At 66.4% G+C, this 17,746-nt stretch carries 14 protein-coding genes; 5 read left to right on the forward strand and 9 right to left on the reverse strand.

Annotated elements, in window-relative coordinates; all coding sequences use genetic code 11:
* Positions 1-628 precede the first annotated feature (628 nt).
* The 8 genes from kdpE to Q8R75_RS10460 all read right to left on the reverse strand — a co-directional run bounded on the left by kdpE (position 629) and on the right by Q8R75_RS10460 (position 10,802).
* A complete protein-coding gene (kdpE, locus tag Q8R75_RS10425; protein ID WP_305614016.1) occupies positions 629-1,345 on the reverse strand; it encodes a two-component system response regulator KdpE in 717 nt (238 codons plus the stop codon).
* Positions 1,342-4,143, reverse strand: coding sequence for a two-component system sensor histidine kinase KdpD (gene kdpD, locus Q8R75_RS10430; RefSeq protein WP_305614015.1), 2,802 nt, complete (start codon positions 4,141-4,143; stop codon positions 1,342-1,344). Before kdpD ends, kdpE begins: the two co-directional genes overlap by 4 nt.
* Positions 4,144-4,281: 138 nt before the next feature.
* Complete coding sequence (gene kdpC / locus Q8R75_RS10435; RefSeq protein WP_305614014.1) at positions 4,282-4,890, reverse strand: potassium-transporting ATPase subunit KdpC; 609 nt, start codon at positions 4,888-4,890, stop codon at positions 4,282-4,284.
* A gap of 13 nt (positions 4,891-4,903) precedes the next feature.
* A complete protein-coding gene (kdpB, locus tag Q8R75_RS10440) occupies positions 4,904-6,988 on the reverse strand; it encodes a potassium-transporting ATPase subunit KdpB (protein WP_305614013.1) in 2,085 nt (694 codons plus the stop codon).
* Between the two features lie 11 nt (positions 6,989-6,999).
* Entirely contained in the window at positions 7,000-8,757 is a 1,758-nt protein-coding gene (kdpA, locus tag Q8R75_RS10445; RefSeq protein ID WP_305614012.1) for a potassium-transporting ATPase subunit KdpA, read from the reverse strand.
* On the reverse strand, positions 8,757-8,846 hold the full coding sequence (gene kdpF / locus Q8R75_RS10450) for a K(+)-transporting ATPase subunit F (protein ID WP_305614011.1): 90 nt from the start codon (positions 8,844-8,846) through the stop codon (positions 8,757-8,759). Before kdpF ends, kdpA begins: the two co-directional genes overlap by 1 nt.
* A gap of 172 nt (positions 8,847-9,018) precedes the next feature.
* Positions 9,019-9,804 carry a LytTR family DNA-binding domain-containing protein gene (locus tag Q8R75_RS10455; RefSeq protein WP_305614010.1) on the reverse strand — a complete coding sequence of 262 codons (786 nt, stop codon included), beginning with the start codon at positions 9,802-9,804 and terminating at the stop codon, positions 9,019-9,021.
* A complete protein-coding gene (locus tag Q8R75_RS10460; RefSeq protein WP_305614009.1) occupies positions 9,801-10,802 on the reverse strand; it encodes a histidine kinase in 1,002 nt (333 codons plus the stop codon). Before Q8R75_RS10460 ends, Q8R75_RS10455 begins: the two co-directional genes overlap by 4 nt.
* A 95-nt stretch (positions 10,803-10,897) precedes the next feature.
* Here Q8R75_RS10460 and argH point away from each other — a divergent pair, with 95 nt between their 5' ends.
* The 5 genes from argH to Q8R75_RS10485 all read left to right on the forward strand — a co-directional run bounded on the left by argH (position 10,898) and on the right by Q8R75_RS10485 (position 16,729).
* The gene (argH, locus tag Q8R75_RS10465; protein WP_305614008.1) at positions 10,898-12,301 is read left to right on the forward strand and encodes an argininosuccinate lyase; all 1,404 of its coding nucleotides are present in this window, start codon (positions 10,898-10,900) and stop codon (positions 12,299-12,301) included.
* 52 nt (positions 12,302-12,353) lie between these two features.
* A complete protein-coding gene (locus Q8R75_RS10470) occupies positions 12,354-13,664 on the forward strand; it encodes a protein kinase (protein WP_305614007.1) in 1,311 nt (436 codons plus the stop codon).
* 3 nt (positions 13,665-13,667) lie between these two features.
* Positions 13,668-14,990 (forward strand): serine/threonine-protein kinase, encoded by a 1,323-nt coding sequence (locus Q8R75_RS10475; RefSeq protein WP_305614006.1) that lies wholly within the window; start codon positions 13,668-13,670, stop codon positions 14,988-14,990.
* Complete coding sequence (locus tag Q8R75_RS10480; protein ID WP_305614005.1) at positions 14,987-15,874, forward strand: fructosamine kinase family protein; 888 nt, start codon at positions 14,987-14,989, stop codon at positions 15,872-15,874. The genes Q8R75_RS10475 and Q8R75_RS10480 overlap by 4 nt, the downstream gene beginning before the upstream one ends.
* Positions 15,875-16,165: 291 nt before the next feature.
* Positions 16,166-16,729 carry a phasin family protein gene (locus Q8R75_RS10485; RefSeq protein WP_305614004.1) on the forward strand — a complete coding sequence of 188 codons (564 nt, stop codon included), beginning with the start codon at positions 16,166-16,168 and terminating at the stop codon, positions 16,727-16,729.
* 251 nt (positions 16,730-16,980) lie between these two features.
* Here Q8R75_RS10485 and Q8R75_RS10490 read toward each other — a convergent pair whose 3' ends face one another.
* The gene (locus Q8R75_RS10490) at positions 16,981-17,736 is read right to left on the reverse strand and encodes a molybdopterin-binding protein (RefSeq protein WP_305614003.1); all 756 of its coding nucleotides are present in this window, start codon (positions 17,734-17,736) and stop codon (positions 16,981-16,983) included.
* Positions 17,737-17,746: the final 10 nt, after the last annotated feature.

Here is a 17,746-nt window from a genome sequence, read left to right on the forward strand (position 1 = left end):
AATCAATGCGCTGCAACAGGGTGTGCAGAGCGGAGCCGGGAAGATCACCCGCGGCCGTGGCACAGATGAAGCACATCACGCCGCCGACGCCTGTCTCATGCGAGACGGCTAATTTGAGACACCAGGGATTACACCTCAGCAGCCCGGTGAAAACACAACTGGATAAAGGAGAACGACGCCCGGCCATGCGAAATTGATCGATGTCGAACGCTTTCGCAGCGGCGAGGTAAGACACCGATCACGACGCCCGATGAAACCCCTCGGCGGGGCGAGCGGTCACGTCTCGCTGGCGACGGATTGAACTTGCAGTCCATCGACCTGACCCGGCCGACACTGCGAGCGGCAAGTGTCGATCGCTGTGAAACGGCGTGATCGATCTGTTTCGAGGCGCGCAGCGGGAGGTCCTGTGGGAGCGGCGGCCTCGCCGCGATGAGCGCCGTGATGGTCGATGATCAGCGTGCGGATCGCGGCGAGACCGCCGTTCCCACAGCCGTCGCGCCCGCACGCGCCAGACCAACAGGGCCGCGCCGATCGCCGGCACCTTCACAACGCGAAACCTGCGAAAGGCGCCTCGACTGTTGCACTCGACCTTATGGCTGGGCGCGCGACCAACCGGCTGCGCAGGCGTTCAGCCCTTCGCCGGCGGATCGACGATGAAACGGTAGCCCACGCCGGTTTCGGTCAGCAGATGTTGCGGTCGTGCCGGATCGGTCTCGAGTTTCCGGCGCAGATGGCCCATGTAGATGCGCAGGTAGTGACCGTGCTCGATGCTGTTCGGCCCCCACACCTCGCGCAGCAACTGACGATGCGTCAGCACTTGTCCTTCGTGGGCGGCAAGCTGTGCGAGCAGGCGGTACTCGACGGGTGTGAGGTGCACCGGCTCGCCGCTGCGCGTGATCAGGCGACGCGCCAGATCAAGCTGGCAATCACCGAAACGAAGCGGTGCCGCCGCCTCCGCGCTGCGGGCCATGCGGCGCAGCGCCACGCGCACGCGCGCCATCAGCTCGCCGACCGAGAACGGCTTGGCCAGATAGTCGTCGGCGCCGGCATCGAGCGCCTCGATCTTGTCGGTGTCGCCGACACGCGCCGACAGCACGATGACCGGCATGCGACTCCAGCCACGCAGATCCCGGATCAGGTCGATGCCGTCGCCATCCGGCAGCCCGAGATCAAGCACGACCAGATCGGGCTTGCGCGTGCCCGCCTCGATCAGACCCCGCTGCAGGCGGTCGGTGTCGAACACCTGATGGCCTTCTTCTTCCAGCGCCTGACGCACGAAGCGGCGGATGCCGGGGTCGTCCTCGACGATCAGGATGCGGGCAGGCGGCGTGTGCACGAGGTTCATCGGCCGGAGTGTGCCGCATCCGATACCGCGGTGGAGTCCGGTGGGTCGGGCTTCGCCGGTGCGGCGCGCTGCGGAAGGGTGCAGCGAAACACCGCACCGTGCGCCGGCGGCGGACGGTTTGTCGCTTCGATATCGCCACCGTGCGCGCGCATGATGGCGCGGCAGATCGCCAGCCCGAGGCCGACGCCCGGCGTGCTCGATTCGATGTCGCCGCGCGTGAAGGTGCGGAACAGCCGGTCGGGGTCGCCAGGCGGCAGGCCCGGACCGTCGTCAGTCACTTCAATGAAGAGAGGGTCACCGTCGGAATCGCCCGCGCTGTGTGCGGTCAGCCGTATCGGTGTGCCGGGCGGCGTGTATTTGGCTGCGTTCTCCAGCAGATTGACCAGCACGCGTTCAAGCAGCACTGCGTCGCCATACAGCAGTGGCAGATCGTCCGGCAGGCGGATACTGACCGGATGCTGCGCCAGCGCGCCCGCGATAGAGCGGATCGCACTGCCGGCCAGTTCTTCCAGCGACTGCCAGTCATGTCGCAGAGCTACAGCGCCGGCCTGCAACCGGGCCATGTCCAGCAGATTGCTCACGAGCTGCGCAGTGCGCCGCGCCTGGTCGACGATGGCCTGCGCGCCGGCACGGTGCATCGAGCCGTCGCGCGCCAGCGCGCCCGACAGGTTTTCCGCCTGCCCGATCAATGCGGTGAGCGGGGTGCGCAGGTCGTGCGACAGCGCGCCAAGCAGCGAATTGCGCAGGCGTTCGGATTCCATCGATACCAGCGTGTCCTGCGCGACCGTCACGAAATGCACCCGTTCGATGGCGATTGCGACCAACGCGGCATAGGTGTCGAGCAGCTGGCGCTGTTCCGGAATCATCAGCAGCCGCGCGTTGGCCGGTTCGACCGCAATCACGCCGCGCGTGCGCATCGGGGCCCGCAGCGGAAGATATAGCGTCGGGCTGCCGGGCAATGTGTCCGTGCCGTGACCGGCCGGCTCACCGTGATCGTGCGCCCACTGCGCCAGGCCGATGTCGGGCGGGCGCGCCGGCGAGGCGGCTGAATCCGCCGCGTCATCGCCCTGCAACAGCACAAGACGGTTGTCCACATCAGGCAGCATCAATGCCGCATGGCCTCGGAATGCGCGTTCGACATAGCGCCGCCCGATATCCGTCACCTGCTCGAGCGTGAGTGCCTTGCCCAGCTCGCGCGCCATTTCGAACAGGCTGCGCGCACGCTCTTCGCGGTAGCGTGCCACCCGCGCCTGATACTGCATCGAGGCCGTGAGCTGACCGATGATCAAACCGACAATCATCATGACTGCGAAGGTAATCAGGTACTGGGCGTCACTGACCGAAAAGGTGAAGCGAGGCGGCACGAAACAGAAATCGAATGCGAGCACATTGATCACCGCCGCGGCGAGCGCTGCGCGGCGGCCGAATTTCGCCGCAATGATGACCACCGTCAGCAGGAACAGCATGACGATGTTGGCCAGGTCGAAGAATGGCAGCAGCGGCGTGGCGAGCAGGGACACTGCGGCACTCGACGCAACAGCCCATGCATAGCCGCGCCGCCTGAGCATACGCGCCTGTAGGTCGTGCTCGTCGCCGGCCGACGGCGGAGGTGCATCCCCCTGCGGCGGCGCGTCGAGCGCGATTACCATGAACTCGATTTCGGGCGCGAGACGGGCCACCCGCTCGCCGAAGTGGCGCCGCGCAGTGAGGCGGCGCCAAAGCTCGGTCGTGGCGCCACGTGGCGTGTGGCCCGTCACCAGCGTGCCCAGATTGTTATCGCGCGCATAGCTCACGACAGCAGACGCGGCGTCCTGTGCGCTGAGCGTGGCGGTCGTGGCACCCAGCGAATCGGCCAGCTTCAAGGTATCAAGGATGGCACGTCGCCGCGCCTCGGGCAGACGCTGCAGCGCCGGCGTTTCGACATGGATCGCATGCCACGGCGCGTCGCCCGGCGCGGCGCGACGCGCGGCCGCGCGTACCAGCCGTTCGCTGCCGGCGTCCGGGCCCACGCACACCAGCAGCGCATCGCTGACCTGCCACACGGTGCGCCGGTCGGCGCTGACGTGTTCGCGCCGGTAGCTCCGGACTTCGTCGTCAACCCGCTCGGCGGTGCGACGCAACGCCAACTCGCGCAGTGCCATCAGGTTGCCGCGCCGGAAGAAGTTCTGCACCGCGCGTTCGGCCTGTTCCGGCAGATACACCTTGCCCTCGCGCAACCGGCGCAGCAGGTCTTCGGTCGGCAGGTCGACCAGCACCACTTCAGCGGCCTCGTCGAACACGTGATCGGGCACCGTCTCGCGCACCCGGATGCCGGTGATGCCACCGACCACGTCGTTCAGGCTTTCGATGTGCTGCACATTCACCGTGGTCCACACGTCGATGCCGGCATCGAGCAGTTCGTCAATGTCCTGCCAGCGCTTGGGATGGCGCGAACCGGCAGCGTTGCTGTGTGCCAGTTCATCGACCAGCAGCACCGCGGGGCGGCGTGCCAGCGCGGCATCGAGGTCGAATTCCTCCAGCGAGCGTCCCTGCAGCACCACGGCTCGGCGCTGCAGCTGTTCCAGCCCCTGCAGCTGCAGCGCGGTGTCGCTGCGACCATGGGTTTCGATCACGCCGACCACCACATCGACCTGCTGTTCGCGCAGCCGCTGTGCGGCATTGAGCATGGCCCAGGTCTTGCCGACTCCGGCCGAGGCACCGAAGAAAATCTTCAGCCGGCCGCGCGCCGCGCGGGCATCGGCGGCCTGTGTCGCAGCGAGCAGCGCGTCGGGGTCGGGGCGTGCCGGTTCGTCGGTCATGCGTGCACTTTACTGCTGCGGCGGACGGTCATCGGGCCGGGCGGGCGGTGGCTGCCGGCTACGCTGCGATCTGTCCACACACGGCAGCCACCAGGGCAAGTACCCGCAGCAATAGCGACGCGATGTCGTCGCCATGATTCAGCGCGCCGCATCGAGTGCGCGGTTGAGCGCCACCACGTTCACCCGCGGCTCGCCGACGATGCCCAGCCAGGGTCGTTGCGCCAGCTGCTCGATCAGCGTCTGCACGGCAGTGATGTCGATGCCGCGTGCGCGGGCGACACGGGCCGACTGATAGACGGCGGCCGCCAGACTGATGTCCGGGTCCAGACCGCTGGCCGACGCGGTCACCAGATCCACCGGCACCGGTGCCCGGTTGTCCGGATCGGCGGCGCGCAGCGCAGCAATGCGCGCGCGTACCGCATCCAGCAATTGCGGGTTGTTCGCGCCCAGATTGCTGCCGCCGGAGGCGCTGCCGTTGTAGGGCATCGGGGCGGTGGCCGACGGGCGCGACCAGAAGTGGCCGGGCGACGCGAAAGGCTGGCCGATCAGCGACGAGCCGATGACGGTTTCCCCGCTGACGTTACCCTCATCGTCGGCCCGGTCGTGGATCAGCGACCCGCGGGTCTGCGATGCAAACAACGACTGCGCGGCCAGCGTCACGACCAGTGGATAAGCCAGCCCGGTGATGACGCTCAACAGCAGGAAGACGGTCAGCGCGGTGCGGCAGTGTGCGAGCAAGGCATGCATGGTCGGGCTCCGTTCAGGCAAGGTGCAGCGCGTTCAGCGCGAGATCGATCAGCTTGATGCCGGCGAACGGCACGATGAGGCCGCCCAGACCGTAGATCAGCGCGTTGCGCCTCAGCAGTGCGCCCGCGCCGAGCGCGCGGTAGGCGACGCCGCGCAGCGCCAGCGGAATCAGCACCACGATGATCAGTGCATTGAATATGACCGCAGACAGGATGGCCGAGCTGCCGGTGCCCAGCGCCATCACGTTGAGCGCACCCAGCTGCGGGTAGGTGCCGGCGAAGGCGGCGGGCAGGATGGCGAAGTACTTGGCGACATCGTTCGAAATGCTGAAGGTGGTCAGCGCGCCGCGCGTCATCAGCATCTGCTTGCCGATCTCCACCACTTCGATCAGCTTGGTCGGATTGCTGTCGAGGTCGACCATGTTGCCGGCCTCCTTCGCCGCCTGCGTGCCGCTGTTCATCGCCACGGCGACGTCGGCCTGGGCCAGCGCAGGCGCATCGTTCGTGCCGTCGCCGGTCATCGCTACCATTCGCCCCTCGGCCTGGTAGCGACGGATCAGCGCGAGCTTGGCTTCCGGCGTCGCCTCGGCCAGCACGTCATCGACACCCGCTTCGGCGCCGATGGCCGCGGCGGTAAGCCGGTTGTCGCCGGTGATCATCACGGTCTTGATGCCCATGCGCCGCAGCTCGGCGAAGCGCTCCTTGATGCCGCCCTTGACGATGTCCTTCAGCTCGACCACGCCCAGCGCATGGGCGCCGTCGCTGACCACCAGCGGCGTGCTGCCGCGGCGCGCGGCGTCTTCGACGATGCGCATGAGTTCGGGCGCAAAGCGCCCGCCCTGCGCTTCGACATGCACGCGGACCGCTTCGGCCGCACCCTTGCGGATCTGCCGGCCCTCCCAGTTCACGCCGCTCATGCGGGTCTGCGCGGTAAAGGGCACGAAGATCGCGTCGTGCGACAGCAGCTGGCGTTCGCGCAACGCAAACTGCTGCTTGGCGAGCACGACGATGCTGCGCCCTTCCGGCGTTTCGTCGGCCAGCGAGGCAAGCTGCGCGGCGTCGGCCAGAGCCTGTTCGGTCACGCCCGGCGCCGGCAGGAAGGCGGCCGCCTGCCGGTTGCCCAGCGTGATGGTGCCGGTCTTGTCGAGCAGCAGTACGTCGACGTCGCCGGCCGCCTCGACCGCTCGGCCCGAGGTGGCAATCACGTTGGCACCCAGCATGCGGCTCATGCCGGCCACACCGATGGCCGACAGCAGGCCGCCGATGGTGGTCGGAATCAGACACACGAGCAGGGCGACCAGCACCGTGATGCCAACCGGCTCGCCTGTCCCGGCCGCGCCGACCGCGTGCATCGAGAACGGCAGCAAGGTCACGGTGGCCATCAGGAATACCAGCGTCAGCGTCACCAGCAGGATGGTGAGCGCGACTTCGTTCGGTGTCTTGCGCCGCTGCGCACCTTCGACCATGGCGATCATGCGGTCGAGAAAGCTTTCGCCCGGGTTAACCGTACAGCGTATGACGACCCAGTCCGACAGCACGGCCGTGCCGCCGGTGACCGACGAGAAGTCGCCGCCCGCTTCGCGGATGACCGGCGCCGATTCGCCGGTGATCGCGCTCTCGTCCACCGATGCGACGCCTTCGATCACCTCGCCATCGCACGGTACGGTATCTCCCGCCTCGACCAGCAGCACGTCGCCGATGCGCAGCGCGCCCGTATCGATGGCGTCCCAGCGCTCGCCATGACGCGGCGCCCGCAGCTTCTTCGCCGTGCCGCGTTTCTGCAGCCTGCGCAGGCTCGCGGCCTGCGCCTTGCTGCGGCCTTCGGCCATCGCCTCGGCAAAGTTGGCGAACAACACGGTGAACCACAGCCACAGCGCATTGGCACCGATGAACCAGACCGGCGCCTCGCCGTGACCCAGCAGCGCCTGCAGCCACAGCACCGTGATCAACGCGGCGCAGACATACACGACAAACATCACCGGATTGCGCCACTGGGCCGCCGGATTGAGCTTGATGAAGGCGTCGCGCAGTGCGCCGCGCAGCAGCGCGGGATCAAGCAGGCTGGAGGCCGGGCGTGACGGATGGAGGGCTGTCGTCATGACGTCTTTCCTCAGTGAATCATGTTGATGTGTTCGACCACCGGGCCCAGCGCGAGCGCCGGCAGGTAGGTCAGCGCGCCGACCAGCAGCACGGTCAGCACCAGCAGCACGATGAACAGCGGGCCGTGCGTCGGCAACGCGGCGGCGTTGCCGACGACTGTTTCGCGCGGCGTGCGCTTGCGCGCGGCCAGCGCGCCGGCCAGTGCCAGCACCGGCACGATGACGGCGAAGCGCCCCAACGCCATCGCGATGCCCAGCGCCGTGTTGTAGAAAGGCGTATTGGCCGACAGGCCGGCGAAGGCGCTGCCGTTGTTGTTGGCGGCCGACGAGAAGGCGTACAGCACTTCCGATAAGCCGGCGGCACCGGGGTTGAGCAGGCCGGCGCGGCCGGCGTCGGTACTCACTGCGATGGCTGTGCCGATCAGCACCAGCAGCGGCGTGACCAGCAGCGCGATGGATACCCGCTTCATTTCAGCCGGCTCGATCTTCTTGCCCAGGTATTCGGGCGAACGCCCGGTCATCAGCGCGGCGATGAACACCGCCAGCACGGCGAACAGCAGCATGCCGTAAAGCCCTGAACCGACGCCGCCGAACACCACCTCGCCAAGCTGCATCAACAACATCGCGATGCCGCCGGCCAGCGGTGTCAGCGACGCATGCATCGCATTGACGGCACCGCACGAGGCGGCGGTGGTGATGGCGGCGAACAGCGCGCTGGCGGCAATGCCGAAGCGCGCTTCCTTGCCTTCCATGTTGCCGCCCGGCTGCAGCGCGCTCGCGGCGGTATCGGCGCCCAGCGCGGCAAGCTTCGGATTGCCCGACTGTTCGAACGCCATGATGCCGAGCACCGCGATGACGAACAGCAGTGTCATCGCCGCCAGCAGCGCGTGGCCCTGACGGCGGTCACCCACCATCCGCCCGAATGCCACGCACAGCCCGGCCGGGATCAGGAAGATCACGACCATCTGCAGCAGATTGCTCCAGGGCGTGGGGTTTTCGAACGGGTGCGACGAGTTGGCATTCATGAAGCCGCCGCCATTGGTGCCCAGCATCTTGATCGCCTCCTGTGAGGCGACCGGGCCCATCGGCAGGGTCTGCGTCGTCAGCGTGCTGCCGTCGGCCTGCAGCCAGGGCTCGATCAGCCGAGCGCTGACGTCGGGCGAAAAGTTCTGGATCACGCCCTGACCGGCGAACACCAGCGCGAGCACGAACGACAGCGGCAGCAATACATACAGGGTGATGCGCACGACATCGACCGGAAAGCTGCCCAGGGTGCCCGTTCCCTGGCGCGCAAAGGCGCGCATCAGTGCGAACGCCACCGCGATGCCGGTGGCCGCCGACAGGAAATTCTGCACACCCAGCCCGAGCATCTGCGTCAGGTGGCTCATCGTGCTTTCGCCGGCGTAGCCCTGCCAGTTGGTATTGGTAACGAAACTGATCGCGGTGTTGAGCGCCGAATCCGGCGCCACCGCCGGCAGCGCCTGCGGGTTCAGCGGCAGCACGGCCTGCAGCCGCTGCAGTGCATACACCGCCACCACGCCAAGCGCGTTGAACAGCAGCAGCGACAGCGCATAGCCGCGCCAGCCCTGTTCCCGTGTCGCATCGATCCCGCACAGGCGGAACAGGCCGGCCTCGACGCGCCGCAGCCGTGTCGGCGCACCGTCTGCCACCGCAGCGAGCCAGCGTCCCATGGGCTGGGCGAGACCCCACACGAGCGCGAGGTAGCCGCCGAGCAGCAGCACCATCTGAAGGGTGATGGGCGCGGTCATCAGAAGTCTTCCGCGCGCCACAGCGCGACCAGCAGATACACGAACAACCCGGCCGCGAGCGCGGCGCACAGTGCAAGCATTGCGTCCATCCTGTCCACCTTTCCGTCGATGACCCAACAGCGGTGCATCGTCGGCGCATCGGTGAAAAGACGGTCTATAAATCCGTGGGCGGGGTGTAAACGCGGTGTATGCGGACGTCGTCCAGCGCTGGTGTGTTGTGGGAGCGCCCCCCGGAACCGACGCGTGCCGATGCAGAAACGCCTACCCGCGCCCGGTCTCCGCGAATTCAGCCTTGACCTGCGCCCACTGGCGGCGGCTGACCGGCAGTCGCTCGTCCAGACCTTTCAGCACGACTGCCCAGTGGCTGTCGGTGCCATCGCGCACCTGCTCGAAGCCGACGATGGCCTCGCGCGCGACCAGACAGCTGCGGTGGATGCGCACGAAACGACTGGCAAATTCCTGCTCCAGCGCCGCCAGCGGTTCCTCCAGCAAGTATTCACGCTCGGCGGTGCGCGCGGTGACGTACTTGAGTTCGGCGCGCAGATAGAGCACCTCGCGCACCGGCACCAGCAGGATGCGACCGCGCTCGCTGCACGACAGGTGCAGGCGCCCGCCCGGCAGCAGGCTATGCACGACGTCGGCCGGCACCGCCCGGCCGGGTACGCGGCGCAGCGCATCGAGCAGACGGGCGGCGCGCACCGGCTTGAGCAGGTAATCGACCGCATTCAGTTCGAAGGCGCGCACCGCGTACTGGTCGTAGGCGGTGCAGAACACCAGCGTCGGTGGCGCCGGCAGGCGGCCGAGGTGAGCGGCCAGTTCGATGCCGTCCATGCCCGGCATGCGGATGTCGACCAGCGCCAGATCCGCGGTGTCGTGCGGTGGCAGCGCCTGTAGCGCGTCGAGCGCCTCGTGCCCGTTGGCCGCTTCGCCCACCACGCGGTTGGGCAGTTCGGGTGCGATGTCTGACAACAGGGCGCGCAGCCGCAACCGGGCCGGCGCCTCGTCGTCGGCGATGAACACGCGCAGTTCGGCCGGCCGGTCGATCATGTGGCCGCCCGGTACGGAAAGCGGATGCGCACCCGGTACAGGCCGTCCTGCTCGCCTGCATCGAGTTGTGCTTCGAGATCGAAGAACAGCATCAGCCGCTCGCGGATGTTGTCCAGCGCCATGCGGTTGCCGCCGCCGTGTGACGCCGCCGGGCCATCGCGCGGCGGCGCCGGATTGTCGATCTCGACCACCACTTCGTTGCCGCTGCGCGTCACACTGACCCTGACTTCGCCATTGCCGGCCATCGGCTCGACGCCGTGATAGACCGCGTTTTCGAGCAGCGGCTGCAGCATCAGCGGCGGCACGCGGGCGTCCGGCGGGCAGCCGTCGGTTTGCCACAGCACGCCGAGCCGGTCGCCCAGACGCAGCTTTTCCAGCGCCATGTACTGGCGGCACAGCGCCAGTTCCTCGCCCAGGGTGACCAGTTCGCGGTTTTCGCGCATCAGCACGCGGAACAGGTCCGACAGCTCCTCGAGCGCCCGTTCGGCGCGACGCGGGTCCTCGCGCATGATGCCCAGCACTGCATTGAGGCTGTTGAACAGGAAGTGCGGCCGGATGCGCGCCGACAGCGCCATCAGACGCGCCTGCGCGATGGCCGGGCCGAGCGCGCGTTCCTGCACGGTGAAATAGACCATCGCCGCGGCCGACGCGAGCAGCGCCCACATCCCCTCGCGCACCGGCCAGGCCTTCATGTCCTCGATCGCCCAGCCGGTCATGGCTTCGGCGACGAATGTGCAGACCAGCGCGCACAGCGCCACCAGCGCCCAGCCGGCGCGCACCGGCAGGCGCGCGAACAGCGGCGCCGCCAGATAAAGCAGCAGCAGCGACATCAGCAGCGCCGGTTCGACCCGCGCCGCCATTTCCATCGCGTCGAGCAGCAGTGCGTCCCAGCTGCGATTGCGCGCCAGCAGCGCCAATGCAGCCAGTGCGTTGACCAGCAGCACGCTGCGCAGCACCACGCCAAGGTTGCGCCAGTCGGGCGCGCGCGACGGCCTCAAGCGGCGCTCCGCCACGGGCAGACTGCCCGGTGGCCTATACTTGCAGTCCTTTTTCCGACGCTTCTCATCGCGCGTTTCTTCTACCTGTTGCCATCATGAGCCATCCTTCGCAGCCCGAGCCGACCAAGGCCTGGTCGGGCCGTTTTTCAGAGCCGGTGTCCGAACTGGTGAAACGTTACACCGCTTCGGTATTTTTTGACCGTCGCATGTGGCGGCAGGACATCCGCGGCTCGCTGGCGCACGCCGCCATGCTGGCGCGTCAGGGCATCATCGCGCAGACCGATCTGGACGACATCCGGCGCGGCATGGCGCAGATCGAGGCGGAAATCGAGAACGGGCAGTTCGACTGGAATCTCGATGACGAGGATGTCCACCTCAATATAGAGAAGCGCCTGACCGCACTGGTCGGCGACGCCGGCAAACGGCTGCACACCGGCCGCAGCCGCAATGACCAGGTGGCGACCGACATCCGGCTGTGGCTGCGCGACGAGATCGACGTCATCCTCGCCCGCCTGACCGACTTCCAGTCCGCCCTGCTCGATCTGGCCACCCAGCACACCGACACCGCGATGCCCGGCTTCACCCACCTGCAGGTGGCCCAGCCGGTCACCTTCGGCCACCACCTGCTGGCCTATTTCGAAATGGCGCAGCGCGACCGCGAACGCCTGATCGACTGCCGCCGCCGTACCAACCGCCTGCCGCTGGGTTCGGCCGCACTGGCCGGCACCAGCTTTCCGATCGATCGTCACTTCGTCGCCGAACAGCTGGGGTTCGAGGCGGTGTCCGAAAATTCGCTCGACGCGGTCAGCGATCGCGACTTCGCGATCGAATTCTGCGCCGCCGCGGCGCTGGTGATGACCCATCTGTCGCGCATGTCGGAAGAACTGATCCTGTGGATGAGTCCGCGCGTGGGTTTCATTGATCTGGCCGACCGCTTCTGCACCGGCTCGTCGATCATGCCGCAGAAGAAGAACCCGGATGTGCCCGAGCTGGTGCGCGGCAAGACCGGTCGCGTCAACGGCCATCTGGTCGGGCTGCTCACGTTGATGAAGGGCCAGCCTCTGGCGTACAACAAGGACAATCAGGAAGACAAGGAGCCGCTGTTCGACACCGCCGACACGCTGCGCGACACGCTCACCATCTTCGCCGACATGATGTCCGGCATCCGCGTCAAGCCCGATGCGATGCGCGCCGCACTGCGCCAGGGTTTCGCCACCGCGACCGACCTGGCCGACTGGCTGGTCAAGCGCGGCCTGCCGTTTCGCGACGCGCACGAAGCGGTCGCGCGAGCGGTGCGTCTGGCCGAACAGAAGGGTTGCGACGTATCCGACCTGTCGCTCGACGAGCTGAAATCGTTCTCGCCGCTGGTCGACGCATCCGTGTATGCAGTGCTGACGGTCGAAGGATCGCTGTCGGCGCGCAATCACATCGGTGGCACGGCACCGGAGCAGGTGCGCGCCGCCATCGTGCGCGCCCGCGCCCGGCTGGCGGCGGACTGAGCCATGGCCGACCACAGGCCGCTGTTTGCTCCCTGCCCGGCCGGCCGCTGATATGGACCTGCTCGGCAAGTACCGCATCCAGCGCCTGCTCGGCGAAGGCGCGACCTCGAAGGTGTTCCTCGCGCACGACCCGTTCGGCAACCGCGACGTGGCGATCAAGATCGTCGCGCGCGGCGCGGCCGAAGGCGAAGGCGGCAAGTCCGAGCGCTTCCAGAAGAAGTTCTTCATCGCCGAGGCCTCGCTGGCGGGCAAACTGACCCACCCGCACATCGTGCAGATTTACGACGCGGTGGCCGACGCCGATCCGGCGTATCTGGTCATGGAATACGTGCGCGGCGGCACGCTGGAGCCGCACACCCGACCGGACCGGCTGCTGCCGATCGGCGACGTGCTCGAAATGATCTTCAAATGCACGCGTGCGCTCGACTTCGCGTGGCGGCTCGGCGTGATCCACCGCGATCTGAAGCCGGCCAACATCATGCGCGTGGAAGAGCCGCGCAGTGATGGTCACCACCCGCCGGGCACCAATGTGAAGGTGTCGGACTTCGGCGCCGCGATGTCCGTGTCGGCGACCGAAACGCAGGTGTCGGGCGTCGGCTCGCCGGCCTACATGAGCCCGCAGCAGATCAAGGAACACCCGCTGAACCACCAGACCGACATCTTTTCGCTCGGCGTGGTGATGTACCAGCTGCTGACCGGTCAGCTGCCGTTCCAGGGCAGCAACAACTACAGCATGATGTACCAGATCACGCACGCCGAGCCGGTGCCGCCATCCGCGCTGCGGCCCGAGCTGCCGCCGGCGCTTGACGCCATCGTGATGCGCGCATTGCAAAAATCGCTCGACGACCGCTACCCGACCTGGGACGCCTTTTCCTTCGATCTGGCCGAAGCCTTCCGCGGCGAGTCGCTGCGCGAACAGGACAACCGGATCGCCGACAGCGAAAAATTCAACTCGCTGCGCCGGCTCGCCTTCTTCCGCGATTTCACCGACGTCGAACTGTGGGAAGTGGTGCGGCTGGGCGAATGGCACCGCGTGGCCGGCGGTCAGATGCTGCTGCGCGAGGGTGATGCGGCTGACGGCTTTTTCATTCTCGCCGAGGGTGAGGTGAAGGTGACCAAGGCGCGCAAGCTGCTCAATGTACTGTCAGCCGGCGAATGCGTTGGCGAAATGGCGTGGCTGACGCCGGAGCGCGGAACGCGCGGCGCCGATGTATCAACGTTGTGCGAGTCGGTGGTGATCCACCTGGCCAATGCCGCGCTGGAGCGCGCTTCCGAACCCTGCCGGCACCGCTTCGACCGTGCCTTCCTGCGCATCCTGGTCGAGCGGCTGGCGCTGGCCAACCAGCGGCTGACCAACGTCTGAACGATGGACAGCCTGCGCCCGAAGGACTATCCGCCCGGCAGCACGCTCGGCCGCTACCAGCTGCGACGCATCATCGGCCGCGGCAGCACCAGTACCGTGTGGCTCGCGTGGGATCCGGTCACTCAGCGCGAAGTGGCGATCAAGTGCATCGACCCTGACGTGCTGAATGACCGCACACGCGGCAAGATGCATCGCAACCTGCTGATCAACGAAGCGTCACTGGCCGACAAGCTGCAGCATCCGCACATCGTTCCGATCCACGACGCGGTGGTCGGCGACGACGAAGCGTGGATCGCCATGGAATACCTGGCCGGCGGCACGCTCGACGCGCACACGCAGCGGCCTTTTCTGCTTCCGGTCGAGCGCATCGTCGAACTGATGTTCAAGTGCACGCGCGCGCTCGACTACGCCTGCCAGCTCGGCATCACGCACCGCGACATCAAGCCGGCCAACATCCTGCTGACACGCGACGGCGACATCAAGCTCAGCGATTTCGGCGCCGCGATGTTTACCGCCAACCAGCGCACCCAGGTCGAAGGCGTCGGCTCGCCCGCCTACATGAGCCCGCAGCAGGTGCGCGAAATGCCGCTGAACCACCAGACCGACATCTATTCTCTCGGTGTCGTGCTGTACCAGCTGCTGGCCGGCGAGCTGCCATTCCAGGCCAGCAACAACTACAGCCTCGTGTACCAGATCATCCATGTCGAGCCGCCGCCGCCTTCTGTGCACCGGCCCGGCCTGCCGCCGGCGCTCGACGCCGTGGTCGCGCGCGCCATGCACAAGGACATTGCGCTGCGCTACGCGAACTGGACCGAATTCACGCACGATCTGGCCCAGGCCTTCCGCAACCGCCGGCTCAGACCGCGCGACGAAGATTCGGATTCGGCGGAACACTTCCGGCTGTTGCGCACCCTCTCTTTCTTCACCGATTTCAGCGATGTCGAACTGTGGGAAGTCGCGCGTTTCGCGCGGCTCGAACGGGTGGCCGCCGGCACATTGCTGATGAAAGACGGCGAACAGGGCGACCACCTGTATGTGATTGCCGAGGGCGACGTATCGGTATCGAAGTTCGGCCGCACGCTAACCATCCTGACCGCCGGCGAGTGCTGCGGAGAAATGTCCATCGTCGCGCGCGACCAGAAGCTGCGCGCCAACGATGTGCACAGCAATACCGACAGTCTGCTGTTCGTGATCGACGGCGAACGCATCCGCCGCGCGTCCGAAACCTGCCGCATGCGCTTCTACGAAGTATTCCTGCAGGTGCTCGCGGGCCGGCTGTCGTCGGCCAATGCACGCCTGGCCGACAGTTGGGGCCAGGGCGCGTGACCTCGGAGGCACTGCACGCGCTGGCAAGTCATATTGCCGCGACGCTGGGCAGTCGGCTCGAAGCATTCAGCGAACTGCCGGCCGGGCGCACCCGGCGCGCGCTGCGGATCGATACCGGCGACGGGCCGCTGTTCGTCAAGCTGCTGCCGGTCGACCGGGCCGCCGTGTTTGCGGCTGAAGCCGATGGCCTGACATTGCTGACGCAGACCGACACTTTCCGCATACCGGCCATACGTTCGCAAGGCAGCCATGACACGTATGCGTGGCTTGCACTCGAGTGGCTGGACTTGAAGCCGGTGCGCGATGCCGACGACGGCCGGCGCTTCGGCGACGTACTGGCCGCGCTGCACGCGGTGCATGGGCCGCATTACGGCCTGAACCGCGACAACTGGCTGGGCGACAGCAGGCAGGAGAACGGCAGTTCGGAATCGTGGCCGCTTTTCTTCGCCCGCAAGCGCCTGCTGCCGCAGCTCGCGGCCGCGGTAGAAGGCGGATTGCGCGGATCGCTGGTCAGCAACATCCAGGGCATCGTCGAGCGGATCGCCGCGCTGTTCCTCGACTACCGCCCGGCGGCATCGCTGCTGCACGGCGACCTGTGGCACGGCAATGCCGGCGTCGATGCCGGTGGCCGCCCGACGGTGTTCGATCCGGCAGTGCATTACGGCGACCGCGAAGCGGATTTCGCGCTGGCCGAAATGTTCGGCGGCTTTCCGACCACGATGTACGCCACCTACCTGCAGGGCGCGCCGCTGCATCCGAGTGCGTCATCACGACGCGCGCTGTACCGGCTGTACCACCTGCTCAACCACTACAACCTTTATGGCATGTCGTATCTGCGCGAGACCGAGCGCACCGCAGCAAGACTGCTGTCGGAACTGACCTGACGATATACACCTGCATGTATTTGACGCCCAGCAGATGCGCAGACTCCGATCTGAACGATCGTTCACATCATGTTGATTCTGTTGCTTAAGTCTCTTTCAATCTTTTGTGTGCAGTGCAGCAAAAACAGCTTGACTTCGCGTCCCCCCCCCCTATAATCGTGCTCATGGTGCGGTGCAATACAGACGCTGCTTGGTTTGTATGTGCGGCACGCATTTTGGTGGCCCGTCAGCGTTTAACGTCTTGTTCGCTTCGTGGTCGCTCTTTCAATCAAATGTATGGAGACTTTCACCATGGCTTTCACGACTGAACATTTCGCCGCTGCAAACAAGAACACCATCGAAGCCCTGCTGACGCTGGCCAACACTGCCTTCGCCAGCACCGAGCGCCTCGCTGCCCTGAACCTGAACACCGCCCGTTCGATGCTGGAAGACAGCGTCGCCAACGTGAAGATCATGATGGGTGCCAAGGACATGCAAGACGTCGTCTCGCTGCAAAGCGGTCTGGTGCAGCCGTCGATCGAAAAGGCCGTTGCCTACTCGCGCAGCGTCTATGAAATCTTCTCGCAGACCCAGGAAGAACTGACCAAGGTTGTCGAAGCCCAGGTCGGTGAAGTGAACAAGGCTGTCAGCACCACGCTCGACCAGGCCGCCAAGCAAGCTCCGGCCGGTTCGGACGTCGCCGTCGCCGCCGTGAAGTCGGCCATCGCCGCCGCCAACAGCGCCTACGACAGCATGAGCAAAGCTGCCAAGCAAGCTGTGGAAATGGCTGAAGCCAATGTGAATGCAGCAACGTCGGCCACCGTGCGTGCCGTGGGTTCGGCCAGCACCGTCGCGAAGAAGAAGGCAGCTGCCTAAGTCTTCACGCCGAATGAAAAGCCCCGCCGAGTGCGGGGCTTTTTTTCGTCTGTAGATCCGGTGTGAGGCGTTCGCATCGGAACCGCTGCGCCTGCGAAGGCCACACCCTGTCGAGGGTTCTCGCAGGAGCCTGTCAAGCAGGCGACTTCCGTCTGAAAGACTGGAGCATTGCTTGATCGGCGTCCGTATCGCGGACAGGGTCCGCTCCTCCGAAAGTCAACATTGACGACGTTCTTGCGCGAGTTTGCCCGTCAGCGGTCGGCGACATCCTGCACGGTCAGGCCGCGCAGCATGAGCTCGTGGCGCATGGCCGCCATCGCCGCGGCAACCTTCGCGGGTTCGCCCTTGGCGCCCAGTTCGATATGCGGATAGGCGCGTTCGGCATTGCCGAAGCAGGGCAGGCTGAACACCGTCACGCCATGCTCGCGTTCGATCGCTTCCATCATGTCGAGCAGCCGGCTTTCATGCGCGTTCGGCACATAGACCGAAGATTCGCGCCAGGCGCTCGTGTGGTGCAGGTCGCGATAGCCGTTGTCGAGCAGCCACTCGATCATCGGCCAGGCCATTTCCGGGAAGCCGGGGACAAAGTGGTGATGGCTGCAGCTGAAACCCGGAATGCGGTTGAACGGATTCGGGATGATGTGGCTGCCGGCGGGAAACTCGCCGAGCCGCAGGCGATTCTCCGTGGTTTCGGCTCCGAAGCGGGCGCGGATTTGCGCCTCGGCTTCCGGATGCAGCACACACTCGACGCCCAGTGCAGCAGCAGCAGCCTGCCGCGTGTGATCGTCCGGCGTGATGCCGATGCCGCCGCATGAGAACACGATGTCGTCGGTCGCCAGGGTGCGGCGGAAGGCTTCTGTCAGCCGTTCGCGCTCGTCGCCCAGGTAACTCACCCACGACAGTTGCAGGCCGCGTTCGGCGAGCAGCGCTCGAACCTTGGCGAAGTGACCGTCCTGACGACGCCCGGAAAGTATCTCGTCGCCGATGATGTAAAGGCCGAAAGCCATGGCGCATCCC

This window comes from Methyloversatilis sp. (assembly GCF_030696805.1).
Taxonomy (GTDB): Bacteria; Pseudomonadota; Gammaproteobacteria; order Burkholderiales; family Rhodocyclaceae; genus Methyloversatilis.

Bases quoted from the DNA above. Each gene is read 5' to 3' on its own strand.
- kdpE (WP_305614016.1), bottom strand. From the start codon at position 1,345: ATGAACCTCGTGCACACGCCGCCTGCCCGCATCCTGATCGTCGAGGAC.
- kdpD (WP_305614015.1), bottom strand. From the start codon at position 4,143: ATGACCGACGAACCGGCACGCCCCGACCCCGACGCGCTGCTCGCTGCG.
- kdpC (WP_305614014.1), bottom strand. From the start codon at position 4,890: ATGCATGCCTTGCTCGCACACTGCCGCACCGCGCTGACCGTCTTCCTG.
- kdpB (WP_305614013.1), bottom strand. From the start codon at position 6,988: ATGACGACAGCCCTCCATCCGTCACGCCCGGCCTCCAGCCTGCTTGAT.
- kdpA (WP_305614012.1), bottom strand. From the start codon at position 8,757: ATGACCGCGCCCATCACCCTTCAGATGGTGCTGCTGCTCGGCGGCTAC.
- kdpF (WP_305614011.1), bottom strand. From the start codon at position 8,846: ATGGACGCAATGCTTGCACTGTGCGCCGCGCTCGCGGCCGGGTTGTTC.
- Q8R75_RS10455 (WP_305614010.1), bottom strand. From the start codon at position 9,804: ATGATCGACCGGCCGGCCGAACTGCGCGTGTTCATCGCCGACGACGAG.
- argH (WP_305614008.1), top strand. From the start codon at position 10,898: ATGAGCCATCCTTCGCAGCCCGAGCCGACCAAGGCCTGGTCGGGCCGT.
- Q8R75_RS10470 (WP_305614007.1), top strand. From the start codon at position 12,354: ATGGACCTGCTCGGCAAGTACCGCATCCAGCGCCTGCTCGGCGAAGGC.
- Q8R75_RS10475 (WP_305614006.1), top strand. From the start codon at position 13,668: ATGGACAGCCTGCGCCCGAAGGACTATCCGCCCGGCAGCACGCTCGGC.
- Q8R75_RS10485 (WP_305614004.1), top strand. From the start codon at position 16,166: ATGGCTTTCACGACTGAACATTTCGCCGCTGCAAACAAGAACACCATC.
- Q8R75_RS10490 (WP_305614003.1), bottom strand. From the start codon at position 17,736: ATGGCTTTCGGCCTTTACATCATCGGCGACGAGATACTTTCCGGGCGT.